At 71.3% G+C, this 20458-nt stretch carries 18 protein-coding genes and 1 tRNA gene; 11 read left to right on the top strand and 8 right to left on the bottom strand.

Annotation, left to right across the window (positions count from 1 at the left end):
- Nucleotides 1-70 precede the first annotated feature (70 nt).
- Genes DSC45_RS11530 through DSC45_RS11520 form a run of 3 tightly spaced genes read right to left on the bottom strand, consistent with a single transcriptional unit; the run spans nucleotide 71 to nucleotide 2811 of the window.
- Nucleotides 71-649 carry a TIGR03086 family metal-binding protein gene (locus DSC45_RS11530; RefSeq protein ID WP_119289759.1) on the bottom strand — a complete coding sequence of 193 codons (579 nt, stop codon included), beginning with the start codon at nucleotides 647-649 and terminating at the stop codon, nucleotides 71-73.
- A 39-nt stretch (nucleotides 650-688) separates the two neighbouring features.
- Nucleotides 689-1849, bottom strand: coding sequence for a hypothetical protein (locus DSC45_RS11525; RefSeq protein WP_119289757.1), 1161 nt, complete (start codon nucleotides 1847-1849; stop codon nucleotides 689-691).
- Nucleotides 1846-2811, bottom strand: coding sequence for a 5-dehydro-4-deoxyglucarate dehydratase (locus DSC45_RS11520; RefSeq protein ID WP_119289755.1), 966 nt, complete (start codon nucleotides 2809-2811; stop codon nucleotides 1846-1848). The genes DSC45_RS11525 and DSC45_RS11520 overlap by 4 nt, the downstream gene beginning before the upstream one ends.
- Before the next feature lie 356 nt (nucleotides 2812-3167).
- Here DSC45_RS11520 and DSC45_RS11515 point away from each other — a divergent pair, with 356 nt between their 5' ends.
- From DSC45_RS11515 to DSC45_RS11480, 8 genes are all read left to right on the top strand, one after another.
- Nucleotides 3168-3992 carry an NAD-dependent epimerase/dehydratase family protein gene (locus tag DSC45_RS11515; RefSeq protein ID WP_119289753.1) on the top strand — a complete coding sequence of 275 codons (825 nt, stop codon included), beginning with the start codon at nucleotides 3168-3170 and terminating at the stop codon, nucleotides 3990-3992.
- A 374-nt stretch (nucleotides 3993-4366) separates the two neighbouring features.
- Nucleotides 4367-5131 carry a DeoR/GlpR family DNA-binding transcription regulator gene (locus tag DSC45_RS11510; RefSeq protein ID WP_119289751.1) on the top strand — a complete coding sequence of 255 codons (765 nt, stop codon included), beginning with the start codon at nucleotides 4367-4369 and terminating at the stop codon, nucleotides 5129-5131.
- Nucleotides 5132-5236: 105 nt separating this feature from the next.
- On the top strand, nucleotides 5237-6598 hold the full coding sequence (locus DSC45_RS11505) for an ABC transporter substrate-binding protein (RefSeq protein WP_119289749.1): 1362 nt from the start codon (nucleotides 5237-5239) through the stop codon (nucleotides 6596-6598).
- A complete protein-coding gene (locus DSC45_RS11500; protein ID WP_119289747.1) occupies nucleotides 6595-7539 on the top strand; it encodes a carbohydrate ABC transporter permease in 945 nt (314 codons plus the stop codon). Before DSC45_RS11505 ends, DSC45_RS11500 begins: the two co-directional genes overlap by 4 nt.
- Entirely contained in the window at nucleotides 7536-8432 is an 897-nt protein-coding gene (locus tag DSC45_RS11495; protein WP_240434579.1) for a carbohydrate ABC transporter permease, read from the top strand. Before DSC45_RS11500 ends, DSC45_RS11495 begins: the two co-directional genes overlap by 4 nt.
- A complete protein-coding gene (locus DSC45_RS11490; protein WP_119289745.1) occupies nucleotides 8429-9418 on the top strand; it encodes a zinc-dependent alcohol dehydrogenase family protein in 990 nt (329 codons plus the stop codon). The genes DSC45_RS11495 and DSC45_RS11490 overlap by 4 nt, the downstream gene beginning before the upstream one ends.
- Before the next feature lie 82 nt (nucleotides 9419-9500).
- Nucleotides 9501-9725 carry a hypothetical protein gene (locus DSC45_RS11485; protein WP_119289743.1) on the top strand — a complete coding sequence of 75 codons (225 nt, stop codon included), beginning with the start codon at nucleotides 9501-9503 and terminating at the stop codon, nucleotides 9723-9725.
- 96 nt (nucleotides 9726-9821) lie between these two features.
- A complete protein-coding gene (locus DSC45_RS11480) occupies nucleotides 9822-11093 on the top strand; it encodes a TerD family protein (protein WP_119289742.1) in 1272 nt (423 codons plus the stop codon).
- Between the two features lie 81 nt (nucleotides 11094-11174).
- Here the strand turns inward: DSC45_RS11480 and DSC45_RS11475 are convergent, their stop codons facing one another.
- The 3 genes from DSC45_RS11475 to DSC45_RS35680 all read right to left on the bottom strand — a co-directional run bounded on the left by DSC45_RS11475 (nucleotide 11175) and on the right by DSC45_RS35680 (nucleotide 14144).
- The gene (locus DSC45_RS11475) at nucleotides 11175-11816 is read right to left on the bottom strand and encodes an HAD family hydrolase (RefSeq protein ID WP_119289740.1); all 642 of its coding nucleotides are present in this window, start codon (nucleotides 11814-11816) and stop codon (nucleotides 11175-11177) included.
- A 281-nt stretch (nucleotides 11817-12097) separates the two neighbouring features.
- Nucleotides 12098-13702 (bottom strand): TROVE domain-containing protein, encoded by a 1605-nt coding sequence (locus tag DSC45_RS11470; protein ID WP_119289738.1) that lies wholly within the window; start codon nucleotides 13700-13702, stop codon nucleotides 12098-12100.
- 376 nt (nucleotides 13703-14078) lie between these two features.
- Nucleotides 14079-14144, bottom strand: a tRNA-Arg gene (locus DSC45_RS35680).
- Between the two features lie 166 nt (nucleotides 14145-14310).
- Here DSC45_RS35680 and DSC45_RS11465 point away from each other — a divergent pair.
- Nucleotides 14311-15078 (top strand): SDR family NAD(P)-dependent oxidoreductase, encoded by a 768-nt coding sequence (locus tag DSC45_RS11465; protein ID WP_119289736.1) that lies wholly within the window; start codon nucleotides 14311-14313, stop codon nucleotides 15076-15078.
- Nucleotides 15079-15180: 102 nt separating this feature from the next.
- On the opposite strand, the gene DSC45_RS11460 is transcribed toward DSC45_RS11465, so the two are convergent.
- Nucleotides 15181-16659 (bottom strand): hypothetical protein, encoded by a 1479-nt coding sequence (locus tag DSC45_RS11460; protein WP_119289734.1) that lies wholly within the window; start codon nucleotides 16657-16659, stop codon nucleotides 15181-15183.
- 277 nt (nucleotides 16660-16936) lie between these two features.
- Here DSC45_RS11460 and DSC45_RS11455 point away from each other — a divergent pair, with 277 nt between their 5' ends.
- Nucleotides 16937-18799 carry an endonuclease/exonuclease/phosphatase family protein gene (locus DSC45_RS11455; protein ID WP_119289733.1) on the top strand — a complete coding sequence of 621 codons (1863 nt, stop codon included), beginning with the start codon at nucleotides 16937-16939 and terminating at the stop codon, nucleotides 18797-18799.
- Nucleotides 18800-18842: 43 nt separating this feature from the next.
- Here DSC45_RS11455 and DSC45_RS11450 read toward each other — a convergent pair whose 3' ends face one another.
- On the bottom strand, nucleotides 18843-19532 hold the full coding sequence (locus tag DSC45_RS11450; RefSeq protein WP_119289731.1) for an antibiotic biosynthesis monooxygenase family protein: 690 nt from the start codon (nucleotides 19530-19532) through the stop codon (nucleotides 18843-18845).
- 125 nt (nucleotides 19533-19657) lie between these two features.
- Here DSC45_RS11450 and DSC45_RS11445 point away from each other — a divergent pair, with 125 nt between their 5' ends.
- Entirely contained in the window at nucleotides 19658-20386 is a 729-nt protein-coding gene (locus DSC45_RS11445) for a VOC family protein (RefSeq protein WP_119289729.1), read from the top strand.
- Nucleotides 20387-20458: the final 72 nt, after the last annotated feature.

Below are 20458 nucleotides of genomic sequence, written 5' to 3'. Positions count from 1 at the left end.
GCTGCCGGGTGCGGCCGTCAGGCCGCCGTCCAGTCCGGGCGGCGGCCTGACGTGCTGCCGGGTGCGGCCGTCAGGCCGTCCAGTCCGGGCGGCGGCCGCTGAGGCCCACCACACGGTCCAGGATCGGTGCGTCCTCGGGAACCGGCACGATCGGGCCGAACATGCCCTCGCGGTCCGGCCCGTCGGGCGAGGCGGCGAGCAGGGCGCGGGCGATCTCGAGACCCGCCGGATCCGGTGCGTACGGCTGGCCGGTGGCACGAGCCAGGTCCCAGCCGTGCACGACCAGTTCGTCCATGGCGACCTGTCCCGCCACGGCGCCCGGCAGCTCGACGCCGCCCGCGCGGGTGTCACCGGTCCAGGCCTCCGGTGCACGCCACGCCTCGGCCAGTTCCTCGAGATTCTTGGCGAGTTCCGCCCGCCATCCGGGCCCGATGTCCGGCTGCACCGTGTCGGGGCTGGTGTCCATCGGTCCGAGGTCCTTGCGCGCGGCGTCCCGGAAGGCCGCGGCGAGCATCGTCAGATGGCCGAGCAGATGACGTACGGCAAGGTCCTCGCAGGGTGTGGGAGCGGCCAGTTGATCGTCCCGCGTGCCCTCGGCGAGCTGGGCGATGACGCGGGTCTGGGGTCGGAAATCCACGGTCTCATTCATACCGGTGGAGACTCACGCGGGCTACGGAACTCATCGGTCCTACGCCGACGGGAGCTGTTCCCGCACAAGCTCCAGATCCGCATCGGACGCGAGCCCGGCGTGATAGAGCCGCAGTTCCGTCGCACCGAGCCCCGCCGCTGCCTCCGCGTCTGCGCGCAGTGTGCCGGGACTCCCGCCCATCCCACTGACCACCGTCAGATTCGCCGCGAGCACCGCGCCCGGCACCCGCTGCTCCGCGAAGGGCGCGAGCAGACCGGCTCCGCCCGTACAGGGCACCACCACCCCGTCGGCGACCGACAGGACGTGGTCCGGCGCGACGCCGACGTTGGCGCCGCAGGCCCGCACGGCGGGATCCGCGTGCAGCAGTACCTGGAATCCGGCGGGCGCCGCCGCCCGCACCGCCGCGACCACCTCGTCCTGCAGGGAACGCGCGACGCGTGCGCGGAAGTCCAGTACGGCATCGGCGAGTTGTGCGTCCCCGAGCAGCGCCTCGACCGTCGCACGGGCGGGGTCCGCGCCACGCCACAGCGGTTCCAGGCCACGGCGTACGGCGATCGCGAGCCGGTCCGCCTCGATGCCCGTGTCGGCGTAACCGGCACGGCAGTGCGCGCAGAAGCACAGCGACATCAGGTACCGGCCGGCGTCCCCCGGGTCGGTGCCGGCGGTCTTGTCGTGGGCGTGCAGGTGCGCGAGGCCGTACCAGCCGCAGGACTCCAGCTCGGTGCCGCGCGCGCCGGGCCGCACCGCGGACTCGGCGGCGAGCTCGGTGAGGTACGCGCGGGTGGCGGGCTGGGCGATACAGGGTGCCCACGGGTAGCGGTCGCCGTAGGCGTTGGTGACCGAGGTGTCGGGGTGTTCGGCGCCGAGCCGTGAGTTGTGGGCGAGCACCACCCAGCTGTGCACCTCGAGTCCGGCCGCCTCGAGAGCGGCTGTCGCCGTGCCGTACGCGTCACCGGGGGCCCAGTCGCCCGCTGGGTACGGCCGGAGCATGCGGCCGGCCCAGCGGGGTCCCGGCGGGTAGAGGACGGCGGCGTGCTCGGCGGTGACGATGCGGTGGCCCGGGTGGCGCGGAGTGAGGGCGCGGACGGAGTGGTACGCGGCGGCGAGCGTGACCTGCCGTACGCCGAGTCCGGCGATGCGGTCCGCGGCGTCCGGGTCGCCGTTGACGTCCCACGGGTAGACGAAGGCGGCGGCTCTCACCAGGAGGCCCCCGTCGCGGCCGTGGCCGTTTCCGCGATCAGCTTCCGGCCCTGCCGGACGAGGCGGGCCAGCTCCTCGATGTGCTCGTCCGGCGGCTCGTGCAGGGGCGACCGTACGTGGCCGACGTCCAGGCCGCGCATTCGCACACCGGCCTTGACCAGCGACACGGCGTATCCCTTGCCGCGGGCGCGGAGTTCGACCAGCGGCCGGTAGAAGCCGTCGAGGAGGCGGTTCGCGGTCACGTCGTCGCCCGTGTTGAGGGCGCGGTGGAAGGCGAGGGCGATGTCGGGGGCGAAGGCGAACACGGCGGAGGAGTACAGGAGTACGCCGATCCCGCGGTAGGCGAGGCTGGTGAGCTCGGCGGTCGGCAGGCCGTTGAAGTACAGCACATCCTCAAGTCCGGCCGCGCGTACGGCACTTACCGTGCGCTGCATCAGATCGAGGTCGCCGAGGCCGTCCTTGAAGCCGATGATCCGCGGGTGGCGGGCGAGTTCCACGACGGTCTCGGGGGTGAGGACGGCGTTGTCCCGCTGGTAGACGACGACGTCGAGCGGTGTGGCCTCGGCGAGCGCGGTGAAGTGGCGGATCAGCCCCTCCTGCGCGGCGAACACGAGGTACGGCGGCATGGCGAGCAGTCCGTCGGCGCCGGCGTCCTGGGCGAGGCGCGCGAAGTGCAGGGCGAGCGCGGTGCCGTAGCCGGCTCCGGCGACCACCGGCACCCGCCCCTCGGTCACCTCGACCGCCGCCGCCACGCAGTCCCTGAACTCCTCGGGCGTGAGCGCGTGGAACTCGCCGGTGCCACAGCACGCGAAGACCGCGGCCGCGCCCGCGTCCACGCCCTCGCGCACGTGCCTGCGGTAGGTGTCGAGGTCCACGGAGCCGTCGGGTCCGAAGGCGGTGACCGGGAAGAACAGCGGCCCGCTGGGGATGCTGAGCCGGGCGGCGAGAGGGGCTGATGTCACGGACTCTCCCTGGGCAGCGGCGGACCGGCGCGCGTTCCGGGGAAGGGTCGGGCGTCCCGGACAAGCTCCGTGCACGTTTCTGATCCGCGTCCATATTTCTGAACTCGCTCACGCTAAGACGCGTCCCGGGTGACGGTCAAGCCGCGGTACGCGCAACTCATCAGCGATTTCCGAGCACTTCGCGCACCCCGCCCCGGCCTCTTGACCGGGTCATGTGCGACTCCCTAGCGTTGTCCACGCATGTGAATGACGTACCTGAATATGTCTCCGCCGGCGGCTCGCTCGCGCCGGCTCCGCGTCACCCGCCGGAGCCACGCGACCGCATCCGTCACCGGACTCGCCCCGAGGAGAACCCGATGCCCGCACCCCGCACCGTTCTGCTCACCGGCGCCGCGGGCGGCCTCGGCACCCTGATGCGCGGCCTGCTGCCGGCGTACGGCTACGAGCTGCGGCTCCTCGACGCCCGGCCGGTCGAGGGCGAGCCCGACGCGATCACCGCCGATCTCGGCGACCGCGACGCGATCAGGGAAGCCGTACGGGGCGTCGACGCGATCATCCACCTGGCGGGCATCTCCCTGGAAGCCCCGTTCGAGAAGATTCTTCGGTCGAACATCGAGGGCACGTACCACCTCTACGAGGCGGCCCGCGAAGAGGGCGTCGAACGCGTCGTGTTCGCATCCTCGAACCACGCCGTCGGCTTCACCCCGCGCCCGCGCGGCGCGTCTCCGCTGCCCGCGCCCGCACTGATCCCGATCGACACCCCGCGCCGCCCCGACACGTTCTACGGCCTGTCGAAGTCCTTCGGCGAGGACCTGGCCCAGCTGTACTGGGACCGCCACGGACTGGAGACGGTGTCCGTACGGATCGGCTCCTGCTTCCCCGAGCCGACGTCGGTGCGGATGCTGTCGGTGTGGATGAGCCCGGCGGACGGCGCTCGGCTCTTCCACGCGGCGCTGACCGCCGAGGGCGTCGGGCACACCGTGGTGCACGGCTCGTCCGCCAACACCCGCCTGTGGTGGGACCTCGACTCGGCGCGCGCGCTCGGATACGAGCCGACGGACGACTCGGAGCCGTACGCCGCTCAACTCATCGCGGATCAGGGCGAGTTGGACGACAAGAACCCGGACCACGAACACCTCGGCGGCCACTTCTGCACGAACCCGCCCATCTGGCCGTACTGACCCGCAACGCCCTCGTACCGGACCCCGCGACACATCCGTCACGCCCGCGCCGGGCCCGGGAGCCGCACACCGCCGCCGACCCGTCGAGCCTCTCCGCACCCCGCCTCCGACCTGCCGGAACAGGCAACGGGCAGCAAACGGGCAGCCGCATCCGGGTATTCGGGCACGCCGATATCCCTGCCTGCCGCCCCTCCCTGTTCGTCGCGGGCGCCACTGCGGGCAAACGGGCAGATCCGGTCAGGATCGACTCCGTGCGGGCCCTGTCAACCCGGCCTCAGGCGCTGTACAACTCTCCTCACAGGCCCGAACGGGCACATCCGGGAAGCGGGACTCCCCGAACGTGCCCGCCGACCACACGAGGAGAGGAGCAGGCGGTGAACGCGGAGGAACGACAGCGGGAGATCGTCCGGGCGGCACGGCGCGCAGGCAGCGTCGACGTCAACGACCTCGCAGACGAACTCGGCGTCGCCAGGGAGACGGTCCGCCGCGATCTGCGTGCACTGGAGGACCACGGCCTGGTCCGGCGCACCCACGGCGGCGCGCACCCCGTGGAGAGCGCCGGCTTCGAGACGACGCTCGCCTACCGCACCACCGTGCACGTCCCGGAGAAGCGCCGGATCGCGACGGCCGCCGCCGAACTCACCGGTGACGCGGAAACCGTCTTCGTCGACGAGGGGTTCACGCCGCAGCTGATCGCCGAGTCACTGCCGCGCGACCGTCCGTTGACCGTACTCACCGCCTCGCTCGCCACCGCGGGCGCGCTGTCCCGGGCGGAGAACGAGTTCACGGTGCTGCTGCTCGGCGGGCGGGTGCGTCCCGGAACGCTCGCCACCGTGGACCACTGGACGGCCAAGATGCTCGCCGGGTTCGTCATCGACCTCGCCTTCATCGGGGCCAACGGCATCTCCCGCGACCACGGCCTGACCACCCCCGACCCGGCGGTCAGCGAGGTCAAGTCGCAGGCCATGCGGGCCGCCCGGCGCCACGTGTTCGCCGGGGTGCACACCAAGTTCGGCGCGGTGAGCTTCTGCCGGTTCGCCCGCGTCGGCGACTTCGAGGCCATCGTCACGGACACCCAGCTGCCCGCCGCCGAGGCACATCGCTACGCCCTTCAGGGCCCCCAGGTCATCCGCGTCTGACCCGACCATCTCCCGTACTCCCCCATCGCTCGCGGGCGGCACCGGCCGCCGGCCGGCCTGCGCACGCCCGGATCCGACTCCCCCAACCCCCGTTCAGGAGCGTTCATGCGAACCAAGGGCCGATTCCGACCACGCGCCCCGATCGCGCTAGCAGCCACCGGCGCGCTGCTGCTCTCCGGCTGCTGGACCGGCGCCGGCGGCACCGGCTCGGGCGGTGACGCCATCGACGTACTGATGGTCAACAACCCGCAGATGGCGGAGCTGCAGAAGCTCACCGCCAAGCACTTCACCAAGAAGACCGGGATCAAGGTGAACTTCACCGTGCTGCCGGAGAACGACGTCCGCGACAAGATCAGCCAGGACTTCGCCAACCAGGCCGGCCAGTACGACGTCGCCACCCTCAGCAACTACGAGATCCCGATCTACGCCAAGAACGGCTGGCTGCGCGACCTCGACGGCTACGTGTCCAAGGACGCCGGCTTCGACCAGAAGGACATCCTGCCGCCCATGCGCCAGTCGCTGACCGGCGAGGACGGCAAGCTCTACGGCGAGCCCTTCTACGGCGAGTCGTCGTTCCTGATGTACCGCAAGGACGTCTTCGACAAGGCCGGCCTGAAGATGCCGAAGAAGCCCACCTGGCAGCAGGTGGCCGACCTCGCCGCGAAGGTGGACGCCTCCGAGGACCGCATGAAGGGCATCTGCCTGCGCGGGCTGCCCGGTTGGGGCGAGCTGACCGCGCCGCTGACCAGTGTGGTGAACACGTTCGGCGGCACCTGGTTCGAGAAGGACTGGACGGCGAAGGTCGACTCCCCCGAGTTCAAGAAGGCCGTGGACTTCTACGTCTCCCTGGTCCGCAAGCACGGCCAGTCCGGCGCCGCCCAGTCCGGCTACGCGGAGTGCCTCAACAACCTCACCCAGGGCAAGACCGCCATGTGGTACGACGCCACGGCCGCAGCCGGCTCCCTCGAATCGGCCAACTCCCCGGTCAAGGGCAAGATCGGCTACGTACCCGCGCCGGTGAACCGCACCGAGAGCTCCGGCTGGCTCTACACCTGGGCCTGGGGCCTGCAGAAGGCCTCCCCGAACCCGGACAAGGCCTGGAAGTTCATCTCCTGGGCCTCCAGCAAGGAGTACGAGGAACTGGTGGGCAAGGAGATCGGCTGGGCGAACGTCCCGGCGGGCAAACGCGCTTCGACGTACAAGAACCCCGAGTACCGCAAGGAGGCCGCCGCCTTCCAGGACGTCACCCGCGCCGCCATCGCGGACGCCCGGCCGCGTGATCCCGGCGTGCAGCCGCGGCCCGCGCCCGGCATCCAGTTCGTCGGAATCCCCGAGTTCACCGACCTGGGCACCAAGGTCTCGCAGGAGATCAGCGCGGCCATCGCGGGCCGCCAGTCCGTGAACAGCGCGCTGTCGAAGTCCCAGCGCCTCGCCGAGGAGATCTCGAAGGAGTACGAGGGCCGATGACCGCCACCGCCGCTCCCCCGTCCGGCACCGACACCGATGCCGCCGTACGCGCAGCCAAAGCACCGAGCCGGCTTCGCGCCTGGGCCACCAGAGGCCCGCTCCTGCCCGCCCTGATCTTCATGATCGTGGTCACCCAACTGCCGTTCGTGGCAACGCTGGTGATCTCGTTCTTCGACTGGAACGCGCTGTACCCGGACGCCCGCAGCTTCGCCGGATTCGGCAATTACGCGGAGGTCCTCACCGACCCCGACCTGCGCAAGTCGGTGTTCACCACCGTGCTGCTCACGGCGACCGTGGTGCTGGCCAGCCTGGTGCTCGGGCTTGCCCTCGCTCTGCTGCTCGACCGCAAGTTCCGCGGACGCGCGGCGGTGCGCACGCTGCTCATCGCGCCGTTCCTGCTCGTCCCGGTGGCTGCGGCCCTGCTGTGGAAGCACGTGCTCTACAACCCCGAATACGGCCTGCTGAACGGCCTGTTGAACTGGGTGGGCGGTCCGCAGCCGGACTGGGTGTCGAACACTCCGCTGCTCGCGATCGAGGTCTCCCTGATCTGGCAGTGGACTCCGTTCATGATGCTGATCCTGCTCGCCGGGCTGCAGAGCCGGTCCCCCGAACTCCTGGAGGCCGCCCGTATCGACGGCGCGTCGAACGTCCAGATCTTCCGCCACATGACGCTGCCGCATCTGCGGCGGTACCTCGAACTCGGCGCGTTGCTCGGCTCGATCTACATCGTTCAGAACTTCGACGCCGTGTTCACCATCACCTCGGGCGGACTCGGCACCGCCAACCTGCCGTACACCGTCTACCAGAGCTTCTACCAGGCACACGAGAACGGTCTGGCCTCCGCGGCCGGCGTGCTCGTCGTCATCGGCTCCCTGATCATCGCGACCTTCGCCCTGCGCGTGGTGTCGTCCCTCTTCCGCGAGGAGGTGTCCCGCGCATGAGTACCACCGCACCCACCACCCCGGCGCCGCCGGCGACCATCGGAGCGCGACGCACCCCGGGTCGTCCCCCGGCACGGCGTCGTAGCACCGCACTCGGGCTGCTCGCCTGGCTGGCCGGCATCGTCTTCGTCCTGCCGCTGGCCTGGATGACGCTGACGTCGTTCCACTCCGAGGAGGACGCGGCGACCAATCCGCCGTCCGTCGCGGCCTCGCTCACCCTCGACGGGTACCGCGAGTTCTTCGGCGCCGCGGGCGGCGCCAGCCCCTGGCCCGCGCTGATCAACTCCACGGTGGCGTCCGTGGCTTCGACCCTGTTCGTCCTGGTGCTCGCGCTGCCCGCGGCGTACGCGCTTTCGATCCGGCCGGTGAAGAAGTGGACGGACGTCCTGTTCTTCTTCCTGTCCACGAAGATGCTGCCGATCGTCGCCGGACTGCTGCCGCTTTACCTGTTCGCCAAGAACACCGGGATGCTCGACAACATCTGGCTCCTCGTCGTGCTCTACACCTCGATGAACCTGCCGATCGCGGTGTGGATGATGCAGTCGTTCCTGGCCGAGGTGCCGGTGGCCGTCATCGAGGCGGCGCAGATCGACGGGGCCAGACTGCCCACGGTGCTCGCCCGGGTGGTCGCGCCGATCGCGGCACCCGGTATCGCCGCCACCGCTCTGATCTGTTTCATCTTCAGCTGGAACGAGCTGTTGTTCGCCCGGGTGCTGACCGGCGTCGTCGCCCAGACCGCACCCGTCTTCCTGACCGGCTTCATCACCAGCCAGGGCCTGTTCCTGGCGAAGGTGTGCGCCGCGTCCCTCGTGATCTCCCTGCCGGTGCTCGCCGCGGGGTTCGCCGCCCAGGACAAACTCGTCCAGGGCCTGTCCCTTGGAGCCGTGAAGTGAAAGCAGCCGTCATCGAGTCCGTGGGCAAAGCCGTCGTCTCGGAGGTTCCCGACCCCACCCCGGAGCCCGGGCAGGTGGTCGTCGAGGTCGCGGCGTGCGGACTGTGCGGCACCGATCTGCACATCCTGCAGGGCGAGTTCGCGCCCACGCTGCCGATCGTGCCGGGGCACGAGTTCGCCGGTGAGGTGGTCGCCCTCGGCAGCGGGGTCACCTCGGTCGCGGTCGGCGACCAGGTCGCCGTCGACCCTTCCCTGTACTGCTACGCCTGCCGGTACTGCCGCCAGGGGCACAACAACCTCTGCGAGCGGTGGGCGGCGATCGGCGTCAGCACCGCGGGCGGCGCCGCCCAGTACGCCGTCGCCCCCGAGGCGAACTGCGTGAAGCTCCCCGACCACATCCGCACCGCCGACGCCGCGCTGATCGAGCCCCTGTCCTGCGCGGTGCGCGGTTACGACGTCCTGAACTCCCGGCTCGGCTCGCACGTCCTGATCTACGGTTCGGGCACGATGGGCCTGATGATGCTGGAGCTGGCCAAGAAGACCGGCGCCGCGAGCATCGACGTGGTCGACCTGAACCCCGAACGGCTCGCCACCGCGAAGCAGTTGGGCGTCAGCGGCTCCGCCTCCGGCGCGGACGAGCTGGACCGGCCGCAGGGCTGGGACGTGGTCATCGACGCCACCGGCAACGCGGCGGCGATCCAGGACGGGATCGGCCGGGTCGCGAAGGCCGGCACCTTCCTGCAGTTCGGCGTCGCCGACTACGCGACGACGGCCACCATCGAGCCGTACAAGATCTACAACCAGGAGATCACCATCACCGGCTCGATGGCCGTGCTGCACAGCTACGAGCGGGCCGCCGAGCTCTTCGCCGGCGGGGTGCTCGACCCGGACCTCTTCATCAGCGACCGGATGCCGCTCGACTCCTACCCGGACGCCCTGGCACGGTTCGCCTCCGGTGTGGGCCGCAAGATCGTGGTGGTGCCGTAACCGCCGCGCGTCGGACGCTCGGCCCCGGTGCCGCCGGAAATCCGGTGTCGCCGGGGCCGTCGCCGTCCGTACTCTTCCGGCCATGGGCAGACCCCGGGGATTCAGTTACGAGCAGCTCGGTGACGGCAGTGTGGCCATCACGCATCAGGGACGTGCAGCGGGCACCCTGCGTGGCGCCCGGGCCGACAAGTTCCTCGCGGAGGTCGCCTCCGGCGACGCCCAACTGGTGATGGCCCGCTGGACCGGCGCCTACAAACACGGCAATGAACGTGCGGCCCGCAACCATCCGCGCAACCGCCGCCGCTGAATCTCCGCCGGGCGCCCCGAACGAGTGAGTCTGCACGGTCGGCGTAGGTAAGGGAACGGTAAAGCGGGGTCGTTCGTTACCCCCGTCATGACAGCTATGACCCCCGGCTCGAACATCCCCCTCGCCACCGCCCGCGTAGCGGTGGACGTCGCCGCCCCGGTGCGGCTCGACGTATCGAGCCTGCTGCTCACCGCCGACGGCAAGGTGCGCTCCGACGACGACTTCATCTTCTACAACCAGCCCTCGGGCCCCGGTGTGACCTACCGCTCGGGCGGTGGCTCCGCGCCCGATGCGATCGTCGTGGACACCGCGGCGGTACCGGCAGGCATCGAGCGGATCGTGGTGACCGCGAGCCCGGACGCGGCAGGCCAGTCGTTCCAGGGCGTCGAACCGACCGCGACGGTGCGGAACGCGGACGACGGTGCCGCACTCGCCACCTTCACCCCGCCGCAGCTCGGCGCCGAGACGGCGCTGGTCGTCGTCGAGGTCTACCGGCGGGGCGGCGCGTGGAAGGTCCGCGCGGTCGGACAGGGCTATGCGAACGGCCTGGCGGGCATCGCCACCGACTTCGGTGTCAGCGTCGACGAGCCCGCACCGGCCGCCCCTGCGCCCACTCCCACGCTGCAGACCCCGGTCGCACCGCCGGCGCCTGCTGCCCCTGCGGTCGACCCGCGAGTCGCTCCGCCCGCCGCCCCGGTACCGCAGACACCGCCCGCGCCCGCCCCGCAGGCCGCGGCCCCGCCCGCGCCCGCCGCTCCGCAGGCTCCCGCCGCGCCGGCGCCGGGCGCAGGGAAGATCAACCTCGACAAGGGGCGGGTCAGCCTCCAGAAGAACCAGACGGTGTCCCTGGTCAAGGGCGGCAGCCCGCTGCTCTCCCAGGTGCGGATGGGCCTCGGCTGGGAGCCGGCGTACCGGGGCAAGGACATCGACCTGGACGCCTCGGTCATCGCCTACGGCCCGCAGCGCAACCACATCGAGAGCTGCTACTTCGGCAAGCTGACCATCCTCGGCGGCGCGGTCCAGCACTCCGGGGACAACCTCACGGGCGAGGGCGCGGGTGACGACGAGACCATCACGGTCGACCTCGGCCGACTCCCGCAGGAGGTCAGCGGCCTGGTCTTCACGGTCAACTCGTTCTCGGGCCAGAAGTTCACCGAGGTGGCGAAGGCGTACTGCCGCCTCATGGACGCCGCGACGGGCGAGGAACTGGTCCGGTTCGACCTGACGAACGCCGAGGCGCAGACCGGCGTGATGATGGCGAAGCTGGTCCGGCAGTTCTCCGGCGAGTGGGACATGACGGCGATGGGCGAATTCGTGAAGTCCCGCACGGTGCGCGGGATGGTCAAGCCCTCGGCCCGCGCGCTCTGACCACGGCGCCACAGCAGTCGGTACGCAACGGCCCCCGGTTCCTCGCCAGTCGAGGAACCGGGGGCCGTTCGCTGCGGAAGCTCACTCCGCCACGGCAGCCGCCAGCTGGGTCAGGCTGTCGATCCGCCAGTCCACGGCGGCCACCACGTCCGGGTCCTCGGCCCACAGGTGGCCCCACGGGCCGCGCCGCAGATGGGCGGTACGCAGTCCGGCCTGCCGGGCCGGGAAGATGTCCTCGGCCGGATGGTCCCCGACGTACAGGGTCTCCGCCGGGCCGGCCTGCGACACCTCGAGGACCCGCTCGAAGAACGACGGATCCGGTTTGGCCACGCCCCAGTCGCCGGAGGTCACGACCAGGTCGGCCGGCAGGTCGAGGTCGCGGAGCAACTCGGCGGCCCGGGCCGATGCGTTCCCCGCGACGATCACGCGATGGCCTGCCTCGCGCAGCCCGCCGAGGGCGGGGCGTACGTCGGGATACAGGTCACGCTCGTCGAGGTACTCGCCCCGGCCCGCGGACTCCCGGGCGTGGTACGCGGCGGCGACGTCCATGTCCGGGCTGAGCAGCCGAAGGGCGTCGTCCTGCTCGCGTCCCTGGGCGGCGACCGCTCCGACGAGGCAGGAGACGGTGTGGCCCGGCACGCCCAGCCAGTCGGCCCACGAGGCCCAGTAGCGGTCGTCCTTGGTGAGGGTCTCACCCACGTCGAACACGATGGTCTCAATCATCGTCCGCAGCGTACGGGGGACCCGGCCCCTAGAGGTGCATATGCGCGGAGTCAGGCGATTAATCCCTTTCGTGTCCCTCTACGGCACCACGCCGGCCTCCCTTTCGGACTGTCTCCGCCCGGGCGGAGGGCCCTGGAAGCCACGCGCCGGACGGCGCCCCTGGAGCGCTCCCGACATCGGCCTGGCGGCCTCGCCCTCAATCGCCGGACGGTCTCAGGGTGCCGGATCCCGCCCGGGAGGAGCCGGTCCGGCGCCCGGCGCCGGACCGGCGGAAGGACCGCTCACGCGGCGGAGCCGCCCGCGTCCCGGGAGAGCCACGGCCACGCGGCGTCGCGCCCGGCCTCGAGCAGCGCGACCATACGGAACGCCGCATCGGAGAGCCCCCCGAACACATGCCGCTTGTCACCCCCGGCAGGCCCGTGGCCCACCCGGTACCCGGCCAGGTTCCACGTGTACACCGGCACCCCCGCGGGGATCAGCTCCGTCGGCCCGCGCCCAGCGGATCCGTACTGCTCGTCCGTGACGATCAACACCCGTTCGTGCCGGGCGAAGTGTCGCCGCACCGCACCGCTCGTGTCCGTACCGCCGAGGTTGTGGAACCGTCCCAGCACCTTCAGGACGGACTCCCCCGTCCGGTACTTCACCGCCGCACTCGACGAACCGAACTCGACCAGGTCCGCCTTCGCCGCGCGCAGCGCCAGCGCCGTGCCGAAGACCGCCGCCGCATCCGCCCGCGTGAGCTCGGACCGGTCGGACAGCCGCGAGAAGAACATCGAACCGGAGCGGTCCACCAGGACCAGCGTGCGACCCGGCAGCGACGGAACGTTCCCGAGCGAGTGGCCGAGGGCCTGCTCGAGCGGGTACGACCAGCGCAGCGAGGGCGCGTGCTGATATGCGGCGAGGTAACGGAAGGGGAACTGCCGCGACTTGGCGACTTCCGCCGGGTCCGCGATCTTCCGCGCGACGGTCGCCGCGACCTCGTCCGAGACCCCGGCCTCGTCGAAGTTCCGCAGGTTGCGAACCAGCGCCATGGTTCCCATCGACGGGATGACAGCCTCCCACGCCGCCGCGTCCATGGGCCCCTGCAGCCAGCCCGCAAGCGCCTCCCAGGTGAACCCGGCCGCCGCGAGCCGCTCCGCGCCGCCGGGCCCGGTGACCACACCGCGCCGCTCGGCGACGGGCAGGGCCATCAGCTCGCGGTGCGCGCGCAACGTCCGGTCCCGGGCGGGCGGTTCGGCCGTCTCCGGGTGGTGCCGGCGGTCCAGCGCGTACCGGAACAGTTCGCCCTGCCACGGCTTGGCCGCGTCGGGGGCGGCGTGCACCACGTTGAGGACGTCGCCGAAGCGGTACCCCTTCGTCGCGGTGTCGTACTTGAGCAGGGACCGGGCGTGGTAGAGGCGCCGCGCCGCATCCGCGATGCCGCGCTTGACGGGCTTGGGTACGTTGCGGCCGTGGCGGCCGGTCCAGTAGGCGAGCAGCTCGCCGGGCTCGTCGGGACGGCGCAGCACGGAGGCGATGACCTGACGGTTCGCCGGGCCCGCCTGCACGCCGCTGTCGAGGCGCGCCTTGACGTATTCGGCGGCGCCGACCAGCGAGGCCGTACGCAGCCGGCCCTCGGTGCGCATCCAGCCGAGCAGGCCGGCGGTCCACTCGGGGTCCTGGACGGCGAGACGCCGCACGAGCGCGGTGAACCGGTCGTCGCGGTCGCCGCCGGACTCGTAGAAGGTCTGCTGGGAGACGAAGTTGGCGACGGCGAGCAGAAAGAGTTCCGAGCGAGCGTCGCGGAGGTGTCCGCGGCCGCCCTGGTGGGTGCGCGCGGTACGTCCGGACGTGTGCACCGCGGAAGTGGGGCCCTGCCGGGCCGCCTTGGCGTTGAAACGCGCCATGAGAATTCCCCCGAATTCCGAACGATGAATCGTGCAGGACGATCGGGGGAGGTTTTCACGCGGGAATGCCCGAGGACTTGGAGGCGGCGACGGACTTGTGCCGGATGCTCGTCCACCGAGCTGCATCGACCATGGCCGATGGCGGGATTCGAACCCGCGGCCTTCCGGACCGTGAAGTAACCGTTGCCTTCGCACCGGGCACCCCGCGCTCGAACCTCCCGAGATCCATGACGGCTGCGGCACATTTCAGGAAAGGAAGTAGCCGCCGCCTGCGCACCGGGAGGTGCACGAGGTTCATGCTGTCCAGAGTTCAAGGCCGGCGGAACCGACTGTGTGGTGCTCTGCCACTGAGCTACTCCGGCACGTGAATACCGGAGGCGGGATTCGAACCCGCGACCGCCCCATTAGAAGTGGAAGTAGGTCCTGCCTTCGCACCTGGACGAGAATTACCTTAGGGCGCCGATACCGAGCGGCGCCAAGGGTTTTGGGCCGGTGCTCGAGCCGGCCCGCGCGGTAACCGCGCCCACCCGGATGCGGGACAGCCGCCCCCGCCCGCGTATAAACGTCGAACCGGCCGAAGCACTCCGTACACCGAGGGGCCCACAACCATGACATTCACAGCTACCGGCCGCCGCGTCCTCGTGACCGGCGCCGCCCGCGGTCTCGGCCGCGCCGTGGCCCGGGCCTTCGCCGCGAACGGCGACCGGGTGGCCGTCCACTACGGGACGCGGCGCACCGCCGCCGAGGAGACCCTGGCGGCCCTCGACGGCGCCGGCCACGTCCTGGCCGGCGGGGACCTGACGGATGCGACAGGGGCGCGGGAGGTCTTCGAGCAGGCGCGGACCGGCCTCGGCGGGGTGGACGTCCTGGTCAACAACGCCGCGGTGAACCTGCCGCATCCGCTGCCCGAGACGTCGTACGAGGAGTGGTCGGCGCTGTGGCAGCAGCACGTGGCGGTCAATCTGCTGGCGACGGCGAACCTCAGCCATCTCGCGGGCCGACGGATGATCGAGCAGGGTTGTGGCGGACGGATCGTCAACGTCGGCTCGCGCGGCGCCTTCCGGGGCGAGCCCGACCATCCGGCGTACGGCGCCACGAAGGCGGCGGTGCACGCGCTCGGGCAGTCTCTCGCGGTGTCGCTCGCGCCCTACGGGATCGGGGTGGCTTCGGTGGCTCCCGGCTTCTTCGGTACGGAACGGGTGGCGCACCGGCTCAGCGGCGCCGAGGGCGAGGCGATCCGCGCGCAGAGCCCGTTCGGCCGGGTGGCGGAAGCATCCGAGATCGCGGCCGCCGTGCGCTGGCTGGCGTCACCGGAGGCGGAATGGTCCTCGGGCACCGTCCTGGACCTGAACGGGGCCTCGTACCTGCGGACCTGAGGCGGGGGCACGGCAGCAGGCCAGGCAGGAACGGACGGGCGGAGGCTTCAACAGCCTCCGCCCGTCCGGGAGTCACTCCGGGCGTACCGGCGTATACGCGCCTCAGCGACCGCCGTGCGAGCGGGCCTTGAACGCCGCCTTGCGGGCTTCCTTGGCGACCTTCTTGTCCGGGTGCAGCCGGCCCATGGCCTCGAGCACGTCGGCGGTCGCGGGGTGGTCGACCCGCCACGCGATGTCGAAGAAGCCGCTGTGCTGCTCGGCGAGACCCTCGACCAGGCCCTGCAGCTCCTCGGAGTTGCCCTCGGCCTGAAGCTGCGCTGCCACCGTGTCGACGGTGAGCCAGTACACCATCTCCTCGGGCGGCGGCGGGACGTCGGACGCCCCGTGTTCGGCGAGCCAGACGCGGGCGAGTCCGCCGAGCCGGCCGTCGTCGAGCACCTCGCGCAACGCGGGCTCGGCCGCGCTGCCGGTGAGTGACAGCGCCTGCTGGCAGAGGAGCCTGCGCAGTGGTGCGGCCTCGTCGTCGCCGTGTGCCGCGGACAGGAGTTCCCGGGCGGCGGTGAGCGGGTCGCGGCCGGAGAGCCAGAGTTCGGTCTCGGCGCGGGCCGCCTCCGGCGGGAACTCGGCGGTGGCGGCGAGCAGCGTGTCCGCGCCCTTGTCGGCGAGGTCGCCGACGGCCGGGGCGTCGACGCCCGCCTCGAGCATGCGGGCCCGTACTCCGTACAGACCGAGCGGGGTGAGCCGGACCATGCCGTAGCGAGAGATGTCCTCGTCGTCCCCGTCGAGGGGGTCCGGGTCGTCTCCGGCCTCGGCCATCAACTCCTCGTCCACCGGGCGGAATTCGACGAGTCCGGTGGGTTCGAGCATCCGGAACTGGTCGTCGAGCCGCATCATCGCGTCGGAGACCTGCTCCAGGACGTCGTCCGTGGGCTCGCCCATGTCCTCGGGCACGATCATCGAGGCGGCGAGCGCGGGCAGCGGCACCGCGTCCGTCGGGGACTCGCCGGTGGCACCCTCGCCGACGGTGAGCAGGTAGAGGTTGCCGAGGATGCCCTCCAGGAAGTCGGCCTCGGCCTGCGGATCCCAGTCGAGCTGCCCCAGGTCGATGTCGCCGCCGTCCTCGATCGCGCCGAGGATGTCCTCCAGGTCGGGCGCGGTGGCGTCGGCGAAGACGGTGTCCAGGGCGCCGAGCCAGAGGCCGAGCACGTCCTCGGGGCTGCCGGAGGTGACCGCGGCGAGGTCCTCGCCCGCCGTGACGGTGCCGTCGCTGTCCTGGCCGTCCTCGCCCGCGCCCTCCTCGCCGTCGGTGACGTCGACGAGTCCGATGTCGACAGCCACCCGCCAGGCCTCACTGGCGTTCGCCGGGCCGTCCTCGTCGTCCTCGGCGAAGCCCAGGTGCGCGGCGGCGGCCGGAAGCTGCTCGTCGACGAGTTCCCCGCCGGCCCCGACCCGGGTCTCCGGCCCGGCCCAGCGGGCGATGCGCACGGCCCTGGCCAGCAGGGGCGAGGCAAGGGCGTCGCGGGCCAGCTGCGCCTCGGGCTGCAGCCGCACCGGCGGCAGGGACGCTGGTTCTGCGGACATCTGCGGGGTCTCCTTGCGCATACGGGGTCGGGCGGGGCCCAGCGTAGACGGATTTCGCCCCAAACGGCCCACTGGTCCGGGGGATCCCCTCTTCCGGGAACGGCCGGCCGCGCACGTGCCGTCATGACGTTCCCGATCCGGACGGCCGCCGCCGGTGACGTTCATGTTCCGGTCGGGGCGCGTACATCGCGCGTCCCTTGACAACTCCCCTGGCCACACAAGAGATTGACGCGCGTAGAACTCCCCAGGCCCCCCTCACCCCACACGGAGTCCCTCGATGCCACGCCGTACTCTCACCGCGTCCACGACCCCCGGCGGCCGTTCCGCGGCCGTCGCCGCCGTCGTCACGACCGCTCTCGCGGCCGGGCTGCTCACCGCGGCGGGTGCCGGCTCCGCCACGGCGGCGGGCCCTGCCATCCACGACATCCAGGGCTCCACCCGTCTGTCCCCGTACGCGGGCAAGCAGGTGTCCGAGGTGGCCGGGATCGTCACCGGCGTGCGGGACTACGGATCGCGCGGGTTCTGGATCCAGTCGGCCGACGGCGACGGGGACGACGATCCGGCCACCAGCGAGGGCCTGTTCGTGTACACCGACGCGAAGCCGGCCGTCGCGGTGGGCGATGCGGTCCGGGTCTCGGGCACGGTGACCGAGTACGTGCCCGGCGGCGCCGAATCGGGCAATCAGTCGCTCACCCAGATAACGAAGCCGACCGTGACCGTGTCCTCCTCCGGCAACGAACTGCCGCGCGCGGCCGTCATCGACGCCCGCTCGGTGCCGGACGCCTACGCGCCGGAGGGCGACCCCGACGACGACGGGAGCATCAACTCCCTTCCACTGCGCCCGCGTTCGTACGCCCTCGACTTCTACGAGTCTCTCGAGGGCATGAACGTGACGGTCAAGTCCTCCCGGGTCACGGGCGCCACCGACCCGTACGACGAGCTGTGGGTCACGGTGAAGCCCGGCGAGAACCGCAACCGCCGCGGCGGCACGGTCTACGGCGACTACACGGCGCAGAACGGCGGACGGCTGCAGATCCAGTCGCTGACGCCGGTCGACGAGCAGCCGTTCCCGAAGGCCGATGTCGGTGACCGTCTCGCGGGCGGCACCGAGGGTCCGCTGGACTTCAACCAGTTCGGCGGCTACACCCTGACCGCCCGCACCCCGGTCACCCTCGAGAGCAAGGGCCTGGAGCGCGAGCGGACCCGCCCGCAGCGCAAGGGCGAACTGGCCGTCGCCACCTACAACGTGGAGAACCTGGACGCGGGCGACCCGCAGGAGAAGTTCGACGCACTCGCCGACGCGGTCGTACGCAATCTGGCGAGTCCCGACGTCCTCGCCCTCGAGGAGATCCAGGACGACAACGGCGCGACCGACGACGGCACGGTGGGCGCCGAGGCCACCCTGAAGAAGTTCACCGCGGCCATCGAAGCGGCCGGCGGTCCCGCGTACGCATGGCGCGGCATCGACCCCGAGGACAAGAAGGACGGCGGCGAGCCGGGCGGCAACATCCGGCAGGTCTTCCTCTTCAACCCCGAGCGGGTGTCGTTCACCGACCGGCCGGGCGGCGACGCCACCACCGCCACGGACGTGGTGCGCTCCAAGGGCCACGCGGCACTGACCCACTCCCCCGGGCGGATCGACCCGGCGAACGCGGCCTGGAAGGACAGCCGTAAGCCGCTCGCGGGCGAGTTCAGCTTCCGTGGGCGCAGCGTGTTCGTGGTCGCGAACCACTTCGGCTCGAAGGGCGGCGACGAGGCGCTGACCTCGCACCACCAGCCGCCGAACCGTGTCTCCGAGGCCCAGCGTCTGCTGCAGGCCACGTCGGTGAACACCTTCACCAAGAAGATCCTTCAGGCCGACCGGAACGCCGACGTCCTGGTGCTCGGCGACATCAACGACTTCGAGTTCTCCGCCACCACCGAGGCCCTCACCGACGGCGGGGCGCTACGCGCGGCGGTCACCTCGCTGCCGAGGTCCGAGCGGTACTCGTACATCTACCAGGGCAACAGCCAGGTCCTCGACCAGATTCTGACCAGCCCGTCGATCGGCCGTTTCTCGTACGACAGCGTGCACATCAACGCCGAGTTCGCCGAGCAGAACAGTGACCACGACCCGCAGGTGCTCCGCTTCAGGCCGTGATGCGGCGAGGAGAGGGCGGGTGCCGGCCGCACCCGCCCTCGCTTCACCGAGGGCTGAGACTGATGGCCGGCACGTAACGCCTGACCGTGCTGCGGACCAGTCCGGGGAAGTGCTGGACACGGTGCCAGGCGTCGGTCGCCGACCCGACTCCGCGGCCCGGGGCGGCCAGTGCCGCGATATGGGCCCGCTCGCTCTCCCACTCGGCGTAGTTGAGCACGCGGGTGCCGTCGACACCGGTGTGGAAGTGGGCTCCGATACCGCCCGGGAGCGGCTCGTCCGCGTCCAGCGCGTCGAAGACCGCGTCGACCCAGTCGCGCTGCCGCTGATGGTCGGGGCCGTCGAACTCCACCTCCACGGTGACGATGCAGCCGGGCCGCGGGGATCCGTCGGCCGGTGCGCCACGGCGGTACAGCTCGTACTTGTACAGGGCCACGCGCTCGATGCCGGGGACCGCCGCGTCGATCTCCGCGTTGCGGTCGGGGCGGCCGGTGCGGACGAAGTCGTCGTAGGCGTCGTTGTCCTGCCACTGCGAGTAGTGCATCAGGGTGTCTCCGTCGGTGCCGGTGTACACGCTGTAGGAGAGCAGCCCCGCGTGGGGCCAGGGCCTGGACCGCCAGGTGCGGGCGACGGCGGCACGCTGACGTTCGGGGGTGCCCACACGCCAGGTGCTGTTGAAGACGAGTCCGTCGCCCGGCTTGCCGATACGGGGCAGGAGATCGGTGCGTACGGACATGGCGGGCTCCTCGGTTTCGGGAGGGGACGGGCGGTCTGCCGTCCGGTGATCGCCATCCTGAGACTTGAACCTTGGTTGAAGTCAATCCCCGAGAGTCCGGAGTTGAGTAAGGGTACCCTTACTCGATGACACCTCCCGCCGAACACCCCGCGTTCGACCACCTGTTGCACTATGTGCCCGACGTCCCGGAGGCCGTCGCCGCGTACCGCGCCACCGGACTCCCCGCGCACACCAACGAGGCGATGCCCGGCTTCCACAACGGCGGCTGGCGCCTCGACACCCGATACGTCGAGATCCTGACCGTCACCGATCCGCAGGCCGTGCGCACCTCGCTCTTCGCACGCGGCGTGGAACTGCTGCGACCCGCGATCGAGGCACTGCCCGGCCCGGCGGGTGCGATCACGTTCGCGGTGAACGTCGACGACGCCCGCGCCACCGCCGCACGGCTGCGCGCGGCCGGGCACGAGGTCGCCGAGTTCGAGGTCGAACTGGCGGAGCACGGGGTGTCGTTCGTCGAGGTGTTCGTCCTGGACGGACCCCCGTGGCACCCGTTCTTCATCACCTACGACCCGCCGCGCGACGCACTGCTCGCCGCGGTCGACCCCGACGCCTTCGAGCGCGGCCCTCACGACCTCACGGGCCTGGTCGTCTCGGCGCGCGACCCCCGTGCCGCAGCCCGGGACCTCGGCGAACTGATCGGGATCGAACCGACGGGTTCCTCCCTGCAACTCCCCGGCGCGGCAGTCCACTTCGAGAAAGGCGACCGCGAGGGCCTGACGGCGGTCACGGTCAGCGGTGACGGGCCGGCGCCGGCCGTGGACGTCGAGGGCCTGGGCGTGCGCTTCGGCCCCTGACCGGCTCTCGGATCCGCTCCACCTCGTAGCAGAGCTACGCACCCCACGGAAGCATTTTTAAGTGGAGCTGAA

Source organism: Streptomyces sp. YIM 130001 (assembly GCF_003574445.1).
Classification (GTDB): domain Bacteria; phylum Actinomycetota; class Actinomycetes; order Streptomycetales; family Streptomycetaceae; genus Streptomyces.
This window is presented reverse-complemented; position numbering and strand designations above follow the sequence as displayed.

Bases quoted from the DNA above. Each gene is read 5' to 3' on its own strand.
- DSC45_RS11470 (WP_119289738.1), bottom strand. From the start codon at position 13,702: ATGGCGCGTTTCAACGCCAAGGCGGCCCGGCAGGGCCCCACTTCCGCG.
- DSC45_RS11505 (WP_119289749.1), top strand. From the start codon at position 5,237: ATGCGAACCAAGGGCCGATTCCGACCACGCGCCCCGATCGCGCTAGCA.
- DSC45_RS11515 (WP_119289753.1), top strand. From the start codon at position 3,168: ATGCCCGCACCCCGCACCGTTCTGCTCACCGGCGCCGCGGGCGGCCTC.
- DSC45_RS11450 (WP_119289731.1), bottom strand. From the start codon at position 19,532: ATGTCCGTACGCACCGATCTCCTGCCCCGTATCGGCAAGCCGGGCGAC.
- DSC45_RS11455 (WP_119289733.1), top strand. From the start codon at position 16,937: ATGCCACGCCGTACTCTCACCGCGTCCACGACCCCCGGCGGCCGTTCC.
- DSC45_RS11445 (WP_119289729.1), top strand. From the start codon at position 19,658: ATGACACCTCCCGCCGAACACCCCGCGTTCGACCACCTGTTGCACTAT.
- DSC45_RS11485 (WP_119289743.1), top strand. From the start codon at position 9,501: ATGGGCAGACCCCGGGGATTCAGTTACGAGCAGCTCGGTGACGGCAGT.
- DSC45_RS11480 (WP_119289742.1), top strand. From the start codon at position 9,822: ATGACCCCCGGCTCGAACATCCCCCTCGCCACCGCCCGCGTAGCGGTG.
- DSC45_RS11530 (WP_119289759.1), bottom strand. From the start codon at position 649: ATGAATGAGACCGTGGATTTCCGACCCCAGACCCGCGTCATCGCCCAG.
- DSC45_RS11475 (WP_119289740.1), bottom strand. From the start codon at position 11,816: ATGATTGAGACCATCGTGTTCGACGTGGGTGAGACCCTCACCAAGGAC.
- DSC45_RS11500 (WP_119289747.1), top strand. From the start codon at position 6,595: ATGACCGCCACCGCCGCTCCCCCGTCCGGCACCGACACCGATGCCGCC.
- DSC45_RS11465 (WP_119289736.1), top strand. From the start codon at position 14,311: ATGACATTCACAGCTACCGGCCGCCGCGTCCTCGTGACCGGCGCCGCC.
- DSC45_RS11460 (WP_119289734.1), bottom strand. From the start codon at position 16,659: ATGTCCGCAGAACCAGCGTCCCTGCCGCCGGTGCGGCTGCAGCCCGAG.
- DSC45_RS11495 (WP_240434579.1), top strand. From the start codon at position 7,536: ATGAGTACCACCGCACCCACCACCCCGGCGCCGCCGGCGACCATCGGA.